The organism is Hymenobacter sp. DG01 (genome assembly GCF_006352025.1).
Classification (GTDB): Bacteria; Bacteroidota; Bacteroidia; order Cytophagales; family Hymenobacteraceae; genus Hymenobacter.
In genome coordinates, this window is record NZ_CP040936.1 from 783,622 (window position 1) to 803,855 (window position 20,234).

Annotated in this window: 17 protein-coding genes and 2 tRNA genes; 11 read left to right on the forward strand and 8 right to left on the reverse strand. The window is 57.1% G+C overall.

Features of this window, described 5'->3' with window-relative positions; all coding sequences use genetic code 11:
- Positions 1–81 precede the first annotated feature (81 nt).
- The 4 genes from FGZ14_RS03285 to FGZ14_RS03300 all read left to right on the forward strand — a co-directional run bounded on the left by FGZ14_RS03285 (position 82) and on the right by FGZ14_RS03300 (position 4,730).
- Complete coding sequence (locus FGZ14_RS03285; protein WP_139921181.1) at positions 82–2,355, forward strand: cation-translocating P-type ATPase; 2,274 nt, start codon at positions 82–84, stop codon at positions 2,353–2,355.
- Positions 2,356–2,653: 298 nt separating this feature from the next.
- On the forward strand, positions 2,654–3,157 hold the full coding sequence (locus FGZ14_RS03290) for an HNH endonuclease (RefSeq protein ID WP_180754470.1): 504 nt from the start codon (positions 2,654–2,656) through the stop codon (positions 3,155–3,157).
- 301 nt (positions 3,158–3,458) lie between these two features.
- Positions 3,459–3,929 carry a hypothetical protein gene (locus FGZ14_RS03295; protein ID WP_139921185.1) on the forward strand — a complete coding sequence of 157 codons (471 nt, stop codon included), beginning with the start codon at positions 3,459–3,461 and terminating at the stop codon, positions 3,927–3,929.
- A gap of 78 nt (positions 3,930–4,007) precedes the next feature.
- Positions 4,008–4,730, forward strand: coding sequence for a hypothetical protein (locus tag FGZ14_RS03300; protein WP_139921187.1), 723 nt, complete (start codon positions 4,008–4,010; stop codon positions 4,728–4,730).
- 45 nt (positions 4,731–4,775) lie between these two features.
- Here FGZ14_RS03300 and FGZ14_RS03305 read toward each other — a convergent pair whose 3' ends face one another.
- The 5 genes from FGZ14_RS03305 to FGZ14_RS03330 form a co-directional block, all read right to left on the reverse strand.
- Positions 4,776–4,979, reverse strand: coding sequence for a hypothetical protein (locus FGZ14_RS03305; protein WP_139921189.1), 204 nt, complete (start codon positions 4,977–4,979; stop codon positions 4,776–4,778).
- Positions 4,980–5,446: 467 nt separating this feature from the next.
- Positions 5,447–7,231 (reverse strand): hypothetical protein, encoded by a 1,785-nt coding sequence (locus tag FGZ14_RS03310; RefSeq protein ID WP_139921191.1) that lies wholly within the window; start codon positions 7,229–7,231, stop codon positions 5,447–5,449.
- A gap of 438 nt (positions 7,232–7,669) precedes the next feature.
- Positions 7,670–7,855: an HNH endonuclease gene (locus tag FGZ14_RS22315; RefSeq protein ID WP_139921195.1), complete on the reverse strand. Its 186-nt coding sequence runs from the start codon at positions 7,853–7,855 to the stop codon at positions 7,670–7,672.
- A gap of 337 nt (positions 7,856–8,192) precedes the next feature.
- Positions 8,193–8,264: transfer RNA gene (locus FGZ14_RS03325), tRNA-Glu, on the reverse strand.
- A gap of 112 nt (positions 8,265–8,376) precedes the next feature.
- Positions 8,377–9,105, reverse strand: a complete 729-nt coding sequence (locus tag FGZ14_RS03330) for a TVP38/TMEM64 family protein (RefSeq protein WP_139921197.1) — start codon at positions 9,103–9,105, stop codon at positions 8,377–8,379.
- Between the two features lie 157 nt (positions 9,106–9,262).
- On the opposite strand from FGZ14_RS03330, the gene FGZ14_RS03335 reads away from it, so the two are divergent.
- On the forward strand, positions 9,263–11,050 hold the full coding sequence (locus tag FGZ14_RS03335; RefSeq protein WP_139921199.1) for a glycoside hydrolase family 15 protein: 1,788 nt from the start codon (positions 9,263–9,265) through the stop codon (positions 11,048–11,050).
- Positions 11,051–11,153: 103 nt separating this feature from the next.
- Here the strand turns inward: FGZ14_RS03335 and FGZ14_RS03340 are convergent, their stop codons facing one another.
- Both FGZ14_RS03340 and FGZ14_RS03345 read right to left on the reverse strand, forming a co-directional pair.
- Complete coding sequence (locus tag FGZ14_RS03340) at positions 11,154–13,328, reverse strand: bifunctional alpha,alpha-trehalose-phosphate synthase (UDP-forming)/trehalose-phosphatase (RefSeq protein WP_139921202.1); 2,175 nt, start codon at positions 13,326–13,328, stop codon at positions 11,154–11,156.
- Positions 13,329–13,642: 314 nt separating this feature from the next.
- Positions 13,643–13,714, reverse strand: a tRNA-Glu gene (locus FGZ14_RS03345).
- Positions 13,715–14,012: 298 nt separating this feature from the next.
- Between FGZ14_RS03345 and gap the strand changes: the two genes are divergently transcribed.
- From gap to FGZ14_RS03365, 4 genes are all read left to right on the forward strand, one after another.
- Positions 14,013–15,020 (forward strand): type I glyceraldehyde-3-phosphate dehydrogenase, encoded by a 1,008-nt coding sequence (gene gap / locus FGZ14_RS03350; protein ID WP_139921204.1) that lies wholly within the window; start codon positions 14,013–14,015, stop codon positions 15,018–15,020.
- A 259-nt stretch (positions 15,021–15,279) separates the two neighbouring features.
- The gene (locus FGZ14_RS03355; protein ID WP_257883331.1) at positions 15,280–16,146 is read left to right on the forward strand and encodes a diacylglycerol kinase family protein; all 867 of its coding nucleotides are present in this window, start codon (positions 15,280–15,282) and stop codon (positions 16,144–16,146) included.
- A gap of 95 nt (positions 16,147–16,241) precedes the next feature.
- Positions 16,242–16,586, forward strand: a complete 345-nt coding sequence (locus FGZ14_RS03360; RefSeq protein WP_139921207.1) for a translation initiation factor — start codon at positions 16,242–16,244, stop codon at positions 16,584–16,586.
- A 210-nt stretch (positions 16,587–16,796) separates the two neighbouring features.
- The gene (locus tag FGZ14_RS03365) at positions 16,797–17,228 is read left to right on the forward strand and encodes a DUF1622 domain-containing protein (RefSeq protein WP_139921209.1); all 432 of its coding nucleotides are present in this window, start codon (positions 16,797–16,799) and stop codon (positions 17,226–17,228) included.
- A 5-nt stretch (positions 17,229–17,233) separates the two neighbouring features.
- Here the strand turns inward: FGZ14_RS03365 and kdsB are convergent, their stop codons facing one another.
- Complete coding sequence (gene kdsB / locus FGZ14_RS03370) at positions 17,234–17,986, reverse strand: 3-deoxy-manno-octulosonate cytidylyltransferase (RefSeq protein ID WP_139921212.1); 753 nt, start codon at positions 17,984–17,986, stop codon at positions 17,234–17,236.
- Positions 17,987–18,247: 261 nt separating this feature from the next.
- Here kdsB and FGZ14_RS03375 point away from each other — a divergent pair, with 261 nt between their 5' ends.
- Both FGZ14_RS03375 and FGZ14_RS03380 read left to right on the forward strand, forming a co-directional pair.
- A complete protein-coding gene (locus FGZ14_RS03375) occupies positions 18,248–19,276 on the forward strand; it encodes a LysM peptidoglycan-binding domain-containing protein (protein ID WP_180754472.1) in 1,029 nt (342 codons plus the stop codon).
- A gap of 108 nt (positions 19,277–19,384) precedes the next feature.
- Positions 19,385–20,143: a TIGR02757 family protein gene (locus FGZ14_RS03380; protein ID WP_139921216.1), complete on the forward strand. Its 759-nt coding sequence runs from the start codon at positions 19,385–19,387 to the stop codon at positions 20,141–20,143.
- Positions 20,144–20,234 lie beyond the last annotated feature (91 nt).

Here is a 20,234-nt window from a genome sequence, read left to right on the forward strand (position 1 = left end):
TACGAACTCCGGCGCATTCCGGCTGTTCCTTTGTAGCAGATAAGAAGGCGGCCTTCCCGCGCCGCTTTGTTGCGTACCGCTATGGAACCTACCACCCGAACCGAAACCCTCGATATTGAGGGCATGACCTGCGCCTCGTGCGCTTCCTTCGTCGAAAAGTCGCTGAGCCGCACCCCGGGCGTGCAGCGGGCCGTGGTCAACTTCGCCACCGAGAAAGCTACCATTGACTACCTGCCTGCCCAGACCAGCCCCGCTACCCTGCGGGAGGCCGTGCTACAGGCCGGCTACGGCGTCAGTGAGCGGGCTCCCGATACCAGCGCCGCCGACCGGCAGGCAGAAGTTGACCGGCAGAAAGCGCAGGCCTACCAGCAGCTCCGGCGCCGGTTCGGGGTAGCCGCGGGCCTGGCCCTGGTCATCATGCCCCTGAGTATGCTCATGCTCTGGCCCGCCCTGCTCCAGCACATCAATATGCAGTGGCTGAACTACCTGCTGCTGCTGCTAACACTACCCGTGCTGCTGTACAGCGGCCGCGAGTTCTACGTGGCGGCCTGGAACGGCCTGCGGCACCGTACCGCCAACATGGATACGCTGATTGCCGTGGGCACCGGCGCGGCCTTCCTCTACAGTCTGGCCGCTACCCTCGCGCCCGGCTTGTTTCTGCGCCGCGGCCTGATGCCCGAGGTGTATTACGACACCACGGCCACCATCATTGCCCTGATTCTGCTGGGCAAAGTGCTGGAGCTGCGCGCCAAAACCCAAACCTCCGCCGCCATCAGGGCCCTGCTGGGGCTGCAGGCCAAAACGGCCCGGGTGGTGCGCCCCGGCGGGCTGGAAGTGGACGTGCCCCTGGAGCAGGTGCAGCCCGGCGACCTGGTGGCCGTGCGCCCCGGCGAGAAGGTAGCCACCGATGGGGTAGTGGAAGAGGGACATTCCGCCGTGGACGAGGCCATGCTGACGGGCGAGAGCCTGCCGGTGGCGAAAAAGGCCGGCGACCTGGTGTTCGGGGCTACCCTCAACAAAACCGGGGCCTTCCGCTTCCGGGTGACCAAAGTAGGCGCCGATACCCTGCTCTCTCAAATTGTAAAGCTGGTAGAAGATGCTCAGGGCAGCCGCGCCCCCATTCAGCGCCTGGCCGATAAAGTCAGCGCCGTCTTCTTGCCCACGGTCATTGGTATTGCCCTGCTCACCTTTGTGCTTTGGTTTAGCCTGGCCCCGGTGGAAAGCCGCCTGCCCCTGGCTCTGGTCAATTTTGTGGCCGTGCTTATTATAGCTTGCCCCTGCGCCCTGGGGCTGGCTACCCCCACTGCCATTATGGTGGGTACGGGCAAAGGGGCCGAGTACGGCGTGCTGATCCGCAGCGCCGAAGCCCTAGAGAAAGCCTACCAGGTAACCACCGTGCTCCTCGATAAAACCGGCACCATTACCTGCGGGGAGCCCACCGTCACGGACCTGGTGGCCGCGCCGGGCTGGGCGCCAGCTCGTCTGCTACCTCTGGTAGCGGCCGTAGAGCGCCTTTCTGAGCACCCACTGGCCGAGGCAGTGGTGCGCTACGCCGCAAGCCAGGGAGCCGCGCCCCTGTCTGCCACCGACTTCCGGGCCGTGGAAGGCAAGGGGGCTGCTGCTACGGTGCAGGGCCAGGCGGTGCTGATCGGCAACGGGCGGCTCCTGGCGGAAGCCGGCATTAGCCTGCCGCCAGATCTGCAGCAGCAGGCCGATGCCCTGCTGCTGCAGGCCAAAACGGTACTTTACGTGGCGGTAGCCGGGCAGGCCGCCGGGCTGCTCGGGGTAGCTGACACCGTGCGCCCTACCTCGGCGGCAGCCATCAAGCGCCTGCAAAACTTGGGAATTGAAGTGGTCATGATGACCGGCGACAACCCCCAGACGGCCGCCGAGGTAGCCCGGCAGATGGGCATCAAGCGGTACTTCGCCGAAGTGCTACCCCAGGATAAAGCCGCCAAGGTAAAGGAGCTGCAGCAGGAGGGGCGCACCGTAGCTATGGTGGGGGACGGCGTTAACGATGCCCCGGCCCTGGCCCAGGCCGACATTGGGCTGGCTATGGGCCAAGGTACTGATGTGGCCCTGGAAGCCGCCGGCATCACCCTCATGCGCTCTGATCTGCAGGGCGTGGTAACGGCCATTGAACTCTCACGCCAGACCATGCGCACCATCCGGCAGAACCTGTTTTTTGCCTTTATTTATAACACGCTGGGCATTCCGGTAGCCGCTGGGCTGCTTTACCCCGTCTTTGGGCTGTTGCTCTCGCCCATGCTGGCAGCCGGCGCCATGGCCCTGAGCTCCGTATCGGTACTGACTAACTCGCTACGGTTGCGTCGCTTTTCGCCCACGGCTCCTTGAGTTTCACCGAGGCCCAATCAGCCTGCCCGGTACGAAGCCAGAAGCTGCTTTCGTACCGGGCAGGCTGATTGGGCGCCCGATCAAGCTGGATGAAAAAGAAAACGCTCTGTAAACAAGATGTTTACAGAGCGTTTCTATGTGTACACAAGACAACTACCTTGTTTCTGACCAAGGAGGCGTTTTTTCCGTGCAAGCTGACCAGTGTTGCCGCTACCATTCGGATAAAAAAGGCGTGCACATGGTTCGGCTGACTTCGCACGGTGTAACGTCATGGATAATAGTGCCAATACTCGTTGCTATGAGCTTCATTCCCAATGATGATGTGCGCAACACGCACGTTATTCACATCAATGGGGACCGGACTGACAACAGAGCTGAAAACCTGCGGTACGGGCATCAATGGGAGTTGACGGCCGAAATTCTGAAACTTGGTATCCAACGGAAAAACCAGCTCCACAACAACCCAAGAAACTTGAGTAGGGAGGATGTCCAACTTCTTCATTCCGCTTACGCGACTGGAGCAACGGCACCTGAACTGGCAGAATATTATGGCATCAGTAACCATGCAGTTAATAGTAACCTGCGCTACAACACGCACACTTTGGATGTGGCGCTTGAAATCGATGAACAGGCCATATCACCAACCGCGCCACCCGCGCCCACGGCCAGCGAAGAAACTGCTCTGCCGCAGACTGATTCAAAACTGACACCTCCCCTCACGCCGCCGGTACCTCCAACTGCAGCAGATGGTGACTGGCTGCCTCATGGCAAAAGAGGAAAAGCCCTACCCGTAAACGGGTAGGGCTTTTCCTCTTTTGCCATGAGGCAGCGTAGATTTGCTTACTCAGCTAACCAAGTTTGATTTAATGCAACAGTTGTCAATTCCTTCGTTGAGTGGTACCGCGTACTTGAATAGTTACCAACCGCTTTGTTATAATACACCCGGACGAAATGCCCTCCAACGCCACAGAGACTTACAGCCCTACGAGGATGCCTCTTGCCGGAGGGAACCAGATTTTCTTCACCCTCTTGCGCCAATATCAAGCGTATGTCGGGGGCAAAGGTTTGTACCGCGTCTACAAGAAGGTGATGTGGTCGCGTACATGACGAAACGTATGGATGGCGGGCATTACCTCACGGCAGTATTACAAGTTATAAAAAACCTACGCGATAAGAACAGCCATCAACTTGTGGCGGACCACTGCGAGAGCCTAGGCCATGCTCTTCCCAGCAACTGCATGGTCCGTAATAATACACCGCTCACCCTGGACAAGACTGGCGGCTTCCGTAGCAAAGGGCGCGAAACGGTGGCTGCTGTAGCACGCGGTAATGAAGACGAGATGTCTACCATCATCCGTGCCTGGGATGGTATGTATCGGAAGCGTATTATAGTTACGCCCAATGTGGCGCTAACTAAACCTCATTACGTAGAGTTACGCACACCATCTTTCCTGACCGACCAGCACCTAGTAGATGCATTCGGAAAAGTACCATACACGTTGAATCCGCCGAAGACAACGCTGGAGCGTCTTAATATATTATTGTCATCAGTGGGTATTCAACCAGTCGAATAGTTTACTATTTGTGAAAGGATTATTCATGCACTTCGATAAGGTCTTGCTGGTGGCAACATCTTATCTGCTCTTAGTGTCTTGCCTATATTACTATGGATATTGGGGCAATTGAATATAGATGCATTTAACTATTTTCAATTTCAGGATTTAGCCAAAGGAATTGCTTTCCCGTTTAGAGCGCAATTTTTCAGTATTATAAAATTGACTTTTGGGTTGTTTGCCGTTTATATATTCAACTGGATATTTATTCAGCTACTGGATAAGTTGAAAGTCCAAAAATGGAAAGGACAGTATAGACTTATTTCCTTGGTACTTATATTGGGAACCCTGTATGGCACCCCTTACTGGTACTACAAACAGATCAGAGATGTTGATTATACAACCGCTGACCTGCCCGGTAAATTTGAATTCTGGACAATATGCGCGGGTATCGTACTGAGCTCGATGCTTGCTAACGTCCTAATACCAGACGATAAAAAAGAAAAGAAACCTTGGTTGAACACCAATATGTTAACTAGCCAGCTCCTGTTCGTTGTGATTGTAACAACAGTGGATGCTTACGCACTAGGTTATTTCAATGCCAAACGCGTGCTTGATAATGTTGCATTTGAATACGCTGATAGTAAAATAATAGCAGACTTGCCTACATCTCAACAAAGCGATACACTTAAGTATCTTGGAAAAGCTGGTGATACGTTTTTCTGGCTTACGCGTGATAATAAGCAGCGTATTATCGTAGACAAAAGCAAAGTGCCTGTCCTAATATTGCAGGGTTATCGTAAGCCAACGTTCAAAGATTAAATAAAAAGGCTGCCAACTGGCAGCCTTTTTATTTAATTAATACACTTAAGACGGTATCTGTATGTGGTCATGCTCATCGCCAATGCAGACATAACACCTGTCTTTCACTGCCATCTCATCAATATTTAAAAACAGCCCGTGTTCGTCTTTGCCGATAACCTTCCAATAAAGATCGGGGCTATCAAAGGCTTTTGTCCTGAGGTAAACTTCGTCACCTACGTTGATATCCTCTAGCTTGTACTTCGACATAATTGCTTAATGTAATGTATAGTTAACCAATAGACACTACCCAATTAGTAGTTGCCTGCAGCCGTTACAGCAAGGCTGAGGTAAGAAGAAAAGAGAGGAGGGTAAGGCAGCGCTATCTGTAGAAGTTTTGTACCTGATAAGATTGCGTCCCTACGGCGCAAATAAATCGGATTGCCAAGCATATAATTGTATTCAAAAACAACCTGCCATCACTGAGTCCCTCCATGAGAGCTAAATAGTCCGCAGCCATCCTGACTATCCTATGTTTCGCGTAACCGACGACGGCCGCATATTGGGCGCCCGTGGCTTCTGGCTCAAAGCCACAAAAACGTAGCCACACTTCCGTGTACTACTTTACCGCGTAGCATAAGTAGCCCTATATACAGATGCGCCGGCTAGTCACTCTCTACTACGTAACAGCCCAACAAGAAAACCCTCTCAATTGAGAGGGTTTTCTTGTTGGGCTGTTAATTCTGAATCATTAAAGGGGTTATGGCTTTTACTTTGCCTTTGTCGATGAACATAGCTGATGTTATGTTCATGTCGACGATTGGTATGCTCAAATTCTGAATCTTGATCTTCGACAATGTATTACCAGAGCTTACTGAGTAATAAACGTAAGTCATAAAATCAGTTGCATCGGCTAACGTTTCGAACTCCATTATCCTTCCTTCGTAAGTGATAAAGCCTTTTGAGTTGCCTTCACTTATGCCTAATCGATACGTGATAGGGCGAAATTCATTTTTCTCTACGAGCAGTACATCTTTACCATAAAACTCTATAGCAGCATTTTTCTCAAACTGCCTTTTGTTTTCGTCATCTATTTCCCCGCTGCTTTGATATAATTTATTAATGGCTTTAGTATCGATAGCCTTTTTCTTATATGCCGTTAGTGCTTGATCGTTATTTGCCAAGCGTGCACTATCTTTTTTGCTATTAGAGTTTTTCGCTAGATCTGCTTTAAAGCCTACTTCACCATATTGGAACTTGACTTTTTGGCGAGCCTCAGGAAGGTGCCGACTGCCTTTGGCTACTTCACGATAAATATACTTATAGCGAAATTTGCCTGTGACGTCTTTCTTAACATCTGGGTAGAGAAGAAACATGAAAGACGGCTCCAGCTTTCCTTCTAACAGTGGCTTGCTGTCCTTGTCAAACAGCTTATCAAACTTATCCACACGAAGTGGGGAGGCCCATGGTGCCTTCGTGCGATACTCTACAGACACGGCTGTATTGGCGCTCAAGTCAATACCCTGAGCACCTTCCTGACGTAGAAACAATGAGTCTTCATGTAGCCTGCCAGCCAGGGCCAACCGCTGGAAGATAAGGTTCTGGGCGGTTTCGTACCTGTCGCCAACGGTTGCGCTTACGCTAGGTCCCAGATTGAATGAGGAGGTAGCTGTATTCTCGCCTCCTGTGTTACCACCATGTTGCAGGCTATTGGAGCTAGTCGCCACACCCGTAGCTTCTGCGCCTGTAGAATTTGATGTCGTATTTCCACTAGTAACACCATTAAGGGAGTTACCATTGTTCGTTGTGCCAGTGACTGTGGTAGTGTTTTTGTCTGTTTGTGAATCAGAGAAAAGTGAATTGAATAGGTTACTGCTCGAGCGAGTGTCCTTTATCGTCAAGCCAGAGGCGGCCGTTGCGCTGAGATTAGCTGTTGCACTCCAGTTTTGGGCTGATGTAACCTTGCCTAAATCTACCGATCCGTACACCGATACATACCGGTCCCAATCATTAAATACTAGTGATGAGTCCTTGATGTCAAGGTAGAACTCCAAAAGGGAGATACGGTCAGCTTCGTCGAAAATGTAATAGCGTCCTCGTTCCGGGTCACCACCTGAAGCACGGCGGTGTACTGAGAAATTCAGCGCTTTCGTCAAGACTTTGGGAATCACTTTCACCCTGACAGGCACCTCCTTTTTTGGGGGTATTGTGGCCATGATGTTACGCAGTACCACTTTTGCCGTGTCGTTCTTGCTAGATAGGGCCTTGATATATTCTGCTTGCCCTTTATCAGTTAAGGCTAATACGAAGGGGAGGTTGGCAGGTGGCGTTGCTGCAGGAGTTGTTACCTTCCGCCCTACAAGGCTGATGTCTGCATACTCTAGTACTTGACCTGGTGTTAGCTTATTGTACATGTTGTATACGTCCCCTTTGTTTCTATAACGCCTAGCGAGGTTGACGCAACCACTACTGATCAGAAGAAGGGCTGTCAAAGCCAATGTGGGGCGTTGTAGGTTGTTCATATCGGTAGGAGAGTGGATAGAGTAGCTCAATATTATTAGAATATTGAGATATTAAAATGGTTACTCGTACTAAAAACTGAGAGAGGATAAGAAAGGAAAGCCAAAGGCTAGGACAGCATTATCTGTACTGGTTTTGCGCTTGCAGATTTGTGTCTCTACCGCTCAAACAGAAAGAGGCCTGCGACAATGCAGGCCTCTTTCTGTTTTTTGCTATTGCTGCGGAAAGTTCATGTACGTGAATCCTAAAGCAGCGGTCCCAGCATCGCGTGCTCTTACTGCGTTTTCCTCTTCGTTGTGGTAGCCGAAGCTGTGCGTTTTGCCGTTAACTTTCACTTTTGCTACCCACTTGCCTCTAGCCGCGTTGAAGCTTACCCCAACGTATTGCGAGGTGCCGGTTGACGAAGAGCGACGGTTGCGCATCTGGTCGCTGCGATTTGCCTACACTAGATTCTCAATGGCATTGTTCTGTACGTTTTGGTCCAAATGGTCCACTTCGTCTCTATCGGCAACAGGCGGTAGAAAGCCTTGTGTCACGACGCGGTGCGCCTTTACGCGCTTCCGCTGACCGTCTGTCGGAGCCATACCTCCAGGTAGCCGCGAGGGGTAACACCGAGTGCTGCCCATTTGCCTTTAGCCACATCGTAGATTAGGCCGGTGGTGGTGATTAAGTAGTCCGGGTATTCAGGATAGACAACTGCGCCTAGTAGGGCATCTGCGAGGGTCGTATGATTTTTCATACGCTTATACGCCCCGACTATTGAAGAGCCCTCGCCTGGGGCTACCTACGGGCTGCATTAAGTCGAATGACTATTTGTCGCAGTACTGCCCTGAAGATACAGTTTTGCCCTTTTGGTCGGTACAGACCCAATTGATTTAATTTGCTTAAAACGAAAAAAGTCTCCCTGCATCGTGCAGGGAGACTTTTTAGCGCTTACTTGAGAGCTTGTAGCCCCCAGGCGAGTAGTCCGTAGGGGAATCGAACCCCTGTTGGCAGAATGAAAATCTGCAGTCCTAACCCCTAGACGAACGGACCATTTTACCAGCGGAGCGTTTTCCGTTTTGGTGGTGCAAAGATACAAGGCGGATAGTTCAACGCAATAGCTGCACCGGAAATTTTCGCTCCTAAAGCGCTAAGTGCGATAGAATCAGGAAGTTTTTTTTCTATTTCGGCTTCGGTCCCACCATACATAGGCTCCAAACAGGAGCAGGCTGACCACCGTTACCCACACCAGACCCGATTTCAGCCGTTCACTATCCTCCCCCAGGTAGGCCAGCAGGGCAATGAGTGGGGCTACCCCTACCACCGTTGCCAGCATAAACCGCAGGTAGCCCATGCGCGCCAGTCCGGCTACAAAGCTGATGGCGTCGTCGGAGAGGGCCGGGGAGAGGCGGGCAATAATCACGGCCCACATGCCGTAGCGCTCCACCACGTCCAGCACCTTCTGCTCGTTTTTCTGGCCCAGTACGCGCGTCACGAACGATTCGCCGAGGGCGCGGCCTAGGCCGTAGCCTACCGAAGAGGCCACAATAATGCCCACCAGTGCCAGTAAGGAGCCCCACCACGGCCCGTAAGCCAGAATAGCGACCAGAATCAGGAGCACCACATTCACCACAAACAAGAACATCTGGGCCACCATAGCTACTACTATCACTACTGGCCCCCAGTAGCCAAACTGCTGCATCCAGGCGGCAATGCGGGGCTGCTCGCCGCTTTTTAGCACGGTCCATCCCTCGCGGAGAGTTGACTGAAAATCGGGCCAGGCAAACCAGCAGGCTACTAATGCCAGCAGCAACGCCAGCGTAATGTAGAGTGGAACGTGGTTGGCCTGCCGGGTAGGAGCAGGGGTAGTGGAAGCGGGGGCAGTAGTGGCCAAGAGCAGGAACGTTGTGGGGATGACAACCTCGAAAAGAGGACGTACGCAGCGGCAAACCAAAAAGCTGCGGCAACCCCAGGGCCGCGAGTGAGGTACTACCCTCTGAAAAAGCAGCAACCCGGCCGGTGGGCCGCGGGCTGACAACCTCTCTTCCCCGATGACAAAACATACCTATGACTTCGGCCTGATTGGCAACTGTGCCTTTCTGGGGCTGATTGGCACCGATACGGCCGTGCGCTGGCTGTGCTGGCCCCGCTTTGACAGCAGCTTTGTGTTTGGCTCCCTGCTTGATGAGCACAAGGGTGGCGAGTACAGCATCCGGCCCGCTGATGACTCACTGAGCTTTTCCTCGCGGCAGTACTACCGCAGCAATACCAACGTGCTGTGCACCGAAATTACGGCTCCCGACGGCAGCTACCGGGTTACGGACTTCGCCCCGCGCTTCCAGCAGTACGAGCGGTACTACAAGCCCCTGATGTTTATCCGGAAGGTGGAGCCCCTGGAAGGTTCGCCGCGCGTGCGGGTGGCCTGCCGGCCGGTGGGCCAGTACGGCGAGCTGGAGCTAACCCGGCGGCGCAGCTCCAACCACATTGCGTTTCTAGGGCTGGAAGAAGAAATTCGCCTCACCACCAACATCCCGCTGACCTACGTGCTGGATGAGGAAGATTTCGTGCTCAACGAAACCAAATACCTGGTCATGACCTACGGTGCCCCGCTGGAGGCCCCGTTGGAAAGCACCGCCGAACGCTTTCTGCGCGCTACCATTGACTACTGGCGCACCTGGGTGAAAAGCACCAGCATCAGCCCCTTCCGGCAGGACCAGGTAATTCGCTCGGCGCTGGCCCTCAAGATTCACCAGTATGAGGATACCGGGGCCATTATTGCGGCCAGCACTACCTCCCTGCCCGAGGCCCCCGGCAGCACCCGCAACTGGGACTACCGCTACTGCTGGATGCGCGACACCTACTACATCCTCACGGCCTTTAACAACATTGGCCACTTCGAGGAGATGGAGCGCTATTTCCACTACATCGCCAACATTTCCACCAAAATAAAGGGCAAGTACCAGCCGCTCTATGGCATCAGCGGGAAGTCGGAGCTGGTGGAGCAGGAGCTGCCCCTGGCCGGCTACCTCGGCAACCAGCCCGTGCGCATCGGCAACGATGCCTACACCCACATTCAGAACGACGTGTACGGGCAGGTGTTGGTGGCCCTGCTGCCCCTGTACGTGGACTGCCGCTTCCTGGACCCCGAGCGTCCGAACCCCGAAAAGCTGGTGTTTGAAACGCTGAGCCTGATTGAGGCCACCATGGACCAGCCCGATGCCGGCCTCTGGGAGTTCCGCAACCTGGCCCAGTACCACTGCTATACCTACCTGTTCCACTGGGCTGGCAGCCACGCCGCCCGCAAAGTGGCCCGCTCCCTGGGCAACCAGGAAATGGAAGCCAAAGCCGAGCGCCTGATGCAGGCCGCCGCCGACCACATCGAGCAGTGCTACAACCCCGAGCTGGGTGCCTATACCAACGCCATCGGCTCGCCCCACCTCGATGCCAGCACCATGCAGCTCATCCTGATGGGCTACCTCGACCCCAGCTCCGAACGCGCCCGCACCCACCTGGCCGCCCTGGAAAAGGAGTTAAAAACGCCCGAGGGCCTGTTCTACCGCTACCGCCACGCCGACGACTTCGGTACGCCCGAAACGACCTTCCTGATCTGCTCTTTCTGGTACGTGGAGGCCCTGGCCGCCGTGGGCCGGGTAGAGGAGGCTATTACAGAATTTGAGAAGCTGACCACTTACACGAACCACCTGGGGCTGCTTTCTGAAGACGTGGACGCCAAAACCGGCTCGCAGTGGGGAAACTTTCCCCAGGCTTACAGCCACGTAGGGTTGGTAAACGCAGCCTACCGCATCGCCCAGAAGCAGGCCAAACCAAATTTCATCTGATAAGGTCCTTGGGCCTGGATTGTAGACAAAGAAGCCTCGCCATATAGTGGCGAGGCTTCTTTGTACTCTGTCCTTCGAAAGCACTTACGCCTGAAGCAGTGAGCTATAGCAAGCTCCGTAGCAGGTTGCGGACTTCCGTGGGAGACGCTACGTTGAAGCGAGCCAGGGACCGGACGCCGGAGCCCACCTTGATGGTGTAAGCCTCGTCGGGCAGGGCCCGGAAGGTGTCTTCGTCGGTGCGGTCGTCGCCGAGGGCTAGTACGAAGCCGGGGTTGTAGGCGGCCAGCCAGCGGGCGGCAGCCGTGCCTTTGTTGATGCCGGCCGTTTTCACCTCAATCACCTTGTTGCCTTCCATCACTTGCAGCTCGGTGTTGGAGGTCATGAAGGTGAGATGGTTGAGCAGCTCCCGGGCGCGCACGTCGCCCAGTTCCACATCGGCGCGGCGGTAGTGCCACACCAGGGAGTAGTCTTTGTCCTCGATAAAGGAGCCGGCCGTACGCGCCACGTACATTTCCATAATCGGGCGGATGTCGCGCTTCCAGTTGTTATTCAGGGGCTGAAAAAGCTGCCAGTCCTCGCTGACCGGGCGCAGCCACACCCCGTGCTCGGCAATAAAATCGAGGGGGAGGTGCCCAAGCCAGTTCTGCAGCGTAGCTCGGTCGCGGCCACTGATAATAACCACATGGTTCTGCGGATCAGCCGTCAGGGCCTGGAGCAGAAACAGCAGCTCCTGGTCGGGCTGGGCCCGCTGGGGCAGGTTATGGAACGGCATCAGGGTGCCGTCGTAGTCGAGTAGCAGCAGGCGCTGATCCGCGGCCCGGAAATCGGCCGTGAGCTGGGCCGTAACTTCCGGGCTCAGCTGCTCGGTAGCTAGGGTCAGCTGCTTGATCTTGCTGTAGGCCAGGCGGTCCATAAAAAGCTTGGTCCAGGCAAATACGTCGTATTGCTGCACCAGGGCACGCATGCTGGCCATGCGGTGCGCCTGCTCTTCCTCGGGCATCACCAGCGCGTCGTGCATGGCTTCGGCCAGCTGGGCCGTATCGGTAGGGTTGATGATCAGGGCATCGGACAGCTCGCGGGCAGCGCCAGCCCGCTCGCTCAGAATCAGTACGCCCCGGCTCTCGACCTTGCTGGCTACAAACTCTTTGGCCACCAGGTTCATCCCGTCGCGCATAGGCGTCACCAGCGCTACCTCGGCCAGGCGGTACAAGGCCGAAAGCTCTTCCAGCGGGAACGAGCGGTAGAAGTAATGAATGGGCGTCCAGGTGATGGTACGATACTGGGCGTTGATACGCCCCACCAGCTCGTCGATTTCCTCTTTCAGGGCGGCGTACTGCGCCACCTGGTCGCGGGAGGGTACCACCACCATAATCAGGCTGACTTGCTCGCGCCACTCGGGGTAGCGCTGCAGCAGCACCTCAAATGCCCGCAGGCGCTCGGCAATGCCCTTGGAGTAATCGAGCCGGTCGATGGAGAGAATAACGCGCGTATCGTGCAGGGCGGCGCGGTACTCGGCCTCGTGCTGGCGGGCTCGCTCGGAAACCGCTACCTCGGCGTAGCGTCCGTAGTCGATGCCCATCGGGAAGGCATCAATCAGCACGGTGCGGTTGGCGGTTTCAATCTGCCCGTTCTGGGAAGAGAGCCCCAGCACCTGCGACACGGCGCTCAGGAAGTGGCGCATGTAGCCGAACGTATGGAACCCGATCAGGTCGGCGCCCAGCATGCCGCGCAGCAGCTCTGAGCGCCAGGGCAGGGCCCGGACCAGCTCGTAGGAGGGAAACGGGATGTGCAGGAAAAAGCCAATGGTGCAATCGGGCCGGGCTTTGCGCAGCATTTCGGGCAGCAGCAGCAGCTGGTAGTCGTGCACCCAAATGGTGTCTTCGGGGCCGGCCAGCTCCAGCACGGCCCGGCAGAATTTCTCGTTCACGGCCACGTAGGCATCCCAGTGGGCCTGCTCGTAGGTGGCGTACTGCGGGAAATAGTGGAAGGTCGGCCAGAGGGTAGAGTTGCTGAAACCCTCATAGAAGTCGCGGATTTCCGCTTCGGTCAGGAACACCGGCGCCATGCTGTCGACGCTCAACTCCTTTTCTATGTGTTGTTCTTCGGCTTCCTCTTCTACAAAGAGTCCGGGCCAGCCTACCCACACGTTGCCCTCCTGCCGGTAAATAGAGCCCAGTCCCGTAGCCAGCCCGCCTTCGCTGGGCTGAAACGTGAGGCTATTTTCGGTGCGCTGAACTTTGGTAGGAAGCCGGTTGGAAACGATAATCGTGCGGGACATGAGCCGTTGCAGAATGATGATTATCCCTCCTTACGGGAGAAAAGGGCCTTCAGTCGTTATTTTTTCGGGTTCGGTAGGCCGCACTTTCCGCAGTGTGGAGCTTGGCTGAACAATAGGGGATAGGGGGGCGCGGGCTTATCTGGTCCACAATCAGAGCCCTACCCCCTGCGCGGCGCCCACTCCTTCCCAACGGGCGAGCGGGCCTTGCGTCAGCTCCCGCTGCAGGCCGGTTGGCGGCGGGGAGGAAAAACAAAAAACCCGCTCACCGGGAAGATGAGCGGGTTTTGAGGAAGAGAGCCAAAACGGTAGGCGAGTAGTCCGTAGGGGAATCGAACCCCTGTTGGCAGAATGAAAATCTGCAGTCCTAACCCCTAGACGAACGGACCAGATTACGCGGCCTTGTTCCGTTTTGGTGATGCAAAGATAGGAAGCCAAACATTCAGCGCAATACCCGGTTTAGAAAAAAATCTACCCTGCGGGGCAAATAGGCTGATTTTCAAGCCGAAATTTTTTGACGGACGAGGCTGGTAGCTGGCGGGCTGCTTATGCTTGCTAAGGTTCTCCCAAGGCCTTATTATAGGATATTGGGTTTGATTTGGCGAAGTACCCCGAGCCCGTTACCTTCGCTCCGCGTTTTCACCCGGCCCCTCCGGACCGATAAACCTCCCATTTCCCCAACCTATTATGGCTAAAATCAAAGTTGCCATTAACGGCTTCGGCCGCATTGGCCGCCTGACGTTCAAGTCGCTGCTGCAGCGCGAGAACGTAGAAGTCGTGGCTATCAACGACCTTACGGACAATAAAACGCTGGCGCACCTGCTGAAGTACGACTCCGTACACGGCCGCTTCGACGGCACCGTAGCATACGATGAGGAAAGCCTGACCGTAAACGGCCAGCGCATTGCGGCCCTGGCCGAGCGCGACCCCAAGCTGCTGCCCTGGGGCCAGATGGGCGTTGACGTAGTGCTGGAATCAACCGGCCGCTTCGTGGACGAGGCCGGTGCTGGCCAGCACCTGACGGCTGGTGCCAAGAAAGTGGTTATTTCGGCTCCCGCTACCGGCAACATCCCGACGGTAGTACTGGGCGTGAACGAAGAAATCCTGACCGGCGAGGAAACCATCCTCTCCAACGCTTCGTGCACCACCAACTGCCTGGCTCCCATGGCCAAGGTGCTCGACGATGCTTTCGGCATCGAGAAAGGCTACATCACCACGGTGCATGCCTACACCTCTGACCAGAACCTGCAGGACGCACCGCACAAAGACCTGCGCCGCGCCCGTGCCGCTGCTTACAGCATCATTCCTACCAGCACCGGTGCCGCCAAGGCCGTAGGGCTGGTACTGCCCCAGCTGAAGGGTAAACTGGACGGTATTGCCATGCGCGTGCCCATTCCAGATGGCTCGACCACGGACCTGACCGTAATCCTGAAGCGCGAGGTAACCAAGCAGGAAATCAACGACGCCGTGAAGGCTGCCGCTGAAGGTCCGCTGAAAGGCATCTTGGAGTACAGCACCGACCCGCTGGTGAGCATCGACATCGTAGGTAACACGCACTCGTGCATCTTCGACTCGGAGTTGACTTCGACCAACGGTACGCTGGTGAAAGTAGTAGGCTGGTACGACAACGAAACCGGCTATTCTACCCGCACCGCCGACCTCATCCAGAAGCTGGGCGAGAAAATGAACGGCTAAGCTTTCGGGCTTCCTGCTGATTAAAACCGCCTGTTCGGGAAACCGAGCAGGCGGTTTTGTTTGCGTTCTTAGGGTAGGTAGCGTGTGGTGAGTGCATAAGGCACAACTGGAAGCGAAGCACCCTGCGGAAATCGTTGGCCTCCTACCCCCTCAACAGCCTGCAAGCTGCTTCTCTGTTGCGGCCGCTTGCATTGATGCCGCTCCGCTAGCTGGCTCTATCTTTAACTCGCCATTTCACTACTTCACCATCTCACCGCTCGTGCGCATCTGCTTTATTCTGAACCCGACTTCCGGCACCAACCGCACCCAGGACGTGCCCGCGCTGCTCAGGCGCTACGCCAACGCCGCCGGCGCCGACTTCGAAATCAGGGCCACGCAATACGCCGGGCACGGGGAGGAATTGGCCCGCCAGGCTGCCGCTGAGGGCTGCCGGATAGTGGTAGCGGTGGGCGGCGACGGGACGGTGAACGAGGTAGCGCGCGGGTTGCTGGGTAGCACGGCAGCTCTGGGCATCGTTCCCCGCGGCTCGGGCAACGGCCTGGCTCGCCACCTGCGCCTACCCCTCGATTTGCCGGGAGCCGTGCGCCGGGCCTGCCAGCCCACGTTTCAGCGCATAGACGCGGGCCGCATCAACGGACGCTGGTTTTTCTGCACGGCCGGGCTGGGGTTTGATGCCCACGTCAGCAAGATGTTCGCCCAGGCTGGCACCCGGGGGCTGAGTACCTACGTGAAGGTGGCCCTGCGCGAATACCGCTCCTACCGGCCCGTACCGGTGCAGGTGGAGCTGAACGAGCAGATAGTGGAAACCAGCTGCTACGTGCTGGCCTTCGCCAACGCCGCCCAGTACGGCAACAACGCCTACATTGCGCCGCGTGCCAATATTCAGGATGGGTTGCTGGATGTATGCCTGATTGATGCGCTGCCCCTGCTGCGGGCGGTGCGGGTGGGGGTAGGGCTGGCGCTGGGAACCCTGCCTACCTCCGGCGGGGCCGTGTACCACACCAGTCACCACATCCGCGTCCGGACCCAGCACCCACTGGGCTTCCACGTAGATGGGGACTATGCCGGCGACGCCGCCGAATTTGAGGTGCAGCTAACGCCCCTGGCCCTGGAGGTAGCGGTGTAGCCGTGAGATAGTGAACTTGTGAAATGGTGAGTTTGCTATTCTCTTTGCACGCTGGTGCATCAACTCACCATTTCACAAGTTCATCATCTCACCATATGAAAGCCAATAAAAACCGCCGCGAAGGGGTGGTGTATTCCACTAACCCCGATTTTGAATACCAGGAAACCGGCGACGAAACCGTTGCAACTCTACCGCCCCAGCAGCAAAACCTGCGCGTGCAGCTCGATAAAAAATCTCGCGGGGGCAAGCAGGTTACGCTCATCACGGGCTTTGTAGGTCAGGAAGCCGATTTGCAGGAGCTGGGCAAACTGCTCAAGACAAAATGCGCGGTAGGCGGCAACGTGAAGGATGGCGAAATCCTCATCCAGGGCGACTTCCGCGACAAAGTAATGGCCGTGCTGCTGGAGAAAGGCTATAAAGCCAAGAAAGCCGGCGGCTAACCGGCACCCCGAGCCCGGCCGCTCCCGTAATAGCCTCCGGTGCCTGTACTGTTGGCCTCCTGGCGTGCTACTGCGGTGAGCCGGGAACTGTGACTAGGCAGGCAACGGCGGGCGGCTTCGTGCTGACTGCATACACTCGGGCGCCGCCTGCTTTTCTCCAGGCCCGCTAAGCACAAACTACCGTGGGTTTACCTCTCCTTGCTGCCTGATATGCCTGCTACCCCCGAAACCCTGACTGTGTACGCCCAGACCGAAGAAGGAGTAATTGGGGCCGTGCAGTGGCTTAAGCTGGGGGTTGAAACCGTAGGCGCCCTGACCATTGCGCTGGGCATTGGGGTAGCGGCCCGCTTGTTTCTACAAGCCCTGCTGGCCCGGCGCACCGCCGATTTTACCGCCATCCGCCTGACGCTGGCCTGCTACCTGGCGTTGGCCTTGGAGTTTCAGCTGGGCGCCGATATCCTTTCCACGGCTATTGCCCCGAGCTGGGAGCAGATTGGCAAGCTCGGAGCCATTGCCGTCATCCGGACGGCGCTCAACTTCTTCCTCTCCAAGGAAATGAGCGAGGAGCGCCAAAGCAGCGCCGAGCAACACGTAACGAGCCGGGCCGCCGGCGAAACCCCCACGGCCCCCACTGTCCCGTAAGCCTGCTACTGCTTGCCGCGCTCCAGGTACTGCAGGGCCCGCTCCACATCCTCGGGCGTGTCAATACCGATGGTTTCCAGCTCGGTTTCAGCCGTCAGGATGCGGTAGCCGTGTTCCAGCCAGCGCAGTTGCTCCAGGCTTTCGGCCAGCTCCAGCGCGGAGGGCGGGAGCTGGGTTATTTCGGCCAGCACATCGGGGCGGTAGGCGTAGAGGCCAATGTGGCGGAGGTAGCGGTGGTGCTGCAGCCAGCTGTCCGGGGTTTGCTGGCGCTGATAGGGCAGGGGGTGACGGCTGAAGTATAGGGCATAACCGTCTGCGTCGCGCACTACTTTAGGCAGATGAGGGCTAAACAGCTCTTCTTCACTGATAACGGGTTTGACCAGGGTTGCCAGCTGGGGCGGCGCGGGGCGAGCGAAAAGCTGCACCAGCGCGTCAATCTGGGCCGGGTGAATAAAGGGTTCATCGCCCTGAATATTGATGATGCAGTCGACGGAAGTCTGCAGCTGCTGGTAGGCATCCCACACCCGGTCGGTGCCGCTGGGGTGGTCGGCAGAAGTCAGCACGGCCTCGCCACCAAAGCCGCGCACATGCGCCAGAATCCGTTCGTCGTCGGTGGCTACCACCACCCGGCTCAGGCTGGACTGCCGGGCCTGGGCTACTACCCGCTGAATCATGGATTGACCCGCCAACTCAACCAGGGGCTTGCCGGGCAGGCGGGTGGAAGCGTAGCGGGCAGGAATTATACCAATGGCTTGCATGCGCGGAAGAGGGTAGGGTGAAGGCCGCAAAAAACGGGAAATTTCTGCTTCTGAAGCCAAGTCGCCTGCTTCTAGCCCGTATCCTGCAGGCAAGGCAATGGGCCAGCGCTGAAAATGTCCCTGAATCAATCAATAAAAACGCCTTGGCGTCATATAGTAGCGCGGGCTTTCGGCCGATTCCGTAACTTTCGGCAAACTTTATGTAAGCCGGTAGCTCCGTTGTCCCACTGGCCTGCTCCTTGCCTCTCTGCCTCCCCTAGTATGTTCCGATTTTCGTTGCTGACTACCGCGCTTGCCCTCACTGGTTTCACGGCTGCGGCCGGGCCCCGGCCAGTAGCACCGCCTGATTCCATTGGGGTAGAGTACCGCAACAACCTCATGCTCATTAAGCACCGCGTGGGGCCCGGCGAAACCCTGTACGGGCTGGCCCGCCGCTACAAGGTGCCCGTAGAGCAGATCGTGGAAGCTAACTCGGGGCAGAAGGGGGCGTTGGTAACCGGGCAGGTGGTGCTGGTGCCGCGCAGCCGCGTCGTGCTCAGTCAGCCGGCGGCACCGCGGCCGGCTGCTCCTGCCGCTTCTGCCGCTACTCGCGCCCTACCCACTGATGCACACGGCAACCGCGTGTACAAAGTTGAGCCCGGCGTGACGCTGTTTGCCATTGCACGCCGCTTCCAGACTACGCCTGCTGAGCTGTACCGTCTCAATAATTTTCCGGCCAACTACAACGTGCGTGTTGGCCAGATGGTGATTGTGGCCGCTGGGTCAGGCAGCACCCCGGCCCGCACAACCGCCCCGGCTCCCGCCGCCGCCGCGCCGGCCCGTCCGGCCCCGGCTTTCCGCCCCGAGCGCGACGATGAGGCCGAACGCGACGCCCGCGAAACCCGGGAACGGGAGGCGCGGGAGCGGGCCGCCCGCGAACGGGCCCGGGATTCAGCTGCCTCAGCGGCCGCGGCAGCGCCCACCAGCCCCGCCCCCGAAGTTGCCGACAAGGACCGGGGCCCCTCCCGAGCCAGTGAAATCGTGCGCCGGGTGTCGGAGAGCGGCCTGGCCACGGCCATTCAGACGGACGCCTCTGATAAGTACCTGGCCCTGCACAAAACGGCTCCGGTGGGCACCATTATGCAGGTGCGCAACATCATGAACGGTCAATCAGTGTACGTGCGCGTCATCGGCCCCCTGCCCGATACGGGCGAAAACACCAACATTCTGGTGCGCCTCTCTAAGAAGGCCGTGCAGCGCCTGGCCACGCCCGACCAGCGCTTCCGCGTAGAAACCAGCTACGTGCCGTAGCCGTGAGATGGTGAAATAGTGAAAGGGTGAGTTTGCTGTTTTATCGGCGCTAGTGGCGCAAGCAGAACGGCAAACTCACCCTTTCACTACCCCACTAGTTCTCTCCCTATGAATCACGCTCAGGTTCGGGCCCTGCTCGATGAAAAATACCTGCATTACGATCAGCCCGGCTTCATTTTGGCTGATCCGGTCAGCATTCCGCACCGCTTTACCCAGCGGCAGGATGTAGAAATCAGCGGTTTATTTGCGGCTCTGTTGGCCTGGGGGCGCCGCCCTACCATCATCAGTAAGTGCACTGAGCTGCTGCGCCGCATGGACGATGCGCCCTACCAGTTCATTACCCAACACCACGACGAGGACCTGAAAAAGCTGCTGGGCTTCTGCCACCGCACGTTCTGTGATACGGACCTTTTGTATTTCGTGCACTGGCTGCGCTGGTTTTACGGACGCCACGACACGCTGGAAGATGCTTTCCTGACGGGCAGCACCCAAAAGGAGCGTCTGGAAAACTTCCATACCCTGTTTTTCAGCCTCGACGACGCGCCCCAGCGCACCCGTAAGCACGTGGCTACTCCCGCCCGCGGCTCGGCCTGCAAGCGCGTGAACATGTATCTGCGCTGGATGGTACGCCCCGACCCGCGCGGCGTTGATTTCGGCCTCTGGACCCACCTTTCCCCCGCCGACCTCATCTGCCCCTGCGATGTGCACGTAGAGCGCGTTGCGCGCCGCCTGGGCCTGCTGGAGCGCAAGCAGGTTGATTGGCTGGCCGCCGAAGAACTTACTACCCACCTGCGCACCTTCGACCCTCTAGACCCCGTGAAGTATGATTTCGCCTTGTTCGGGCTGGGCGTGGAAGGGGAGATGTGATGAGGTGAGGAGGTGAGGAGGTAAATGGTGACAGGTGAGGAAGTGAACGGGGAAAGGGCGATTGAAGATTGAGGCAGCCCTCTGGGGGTAG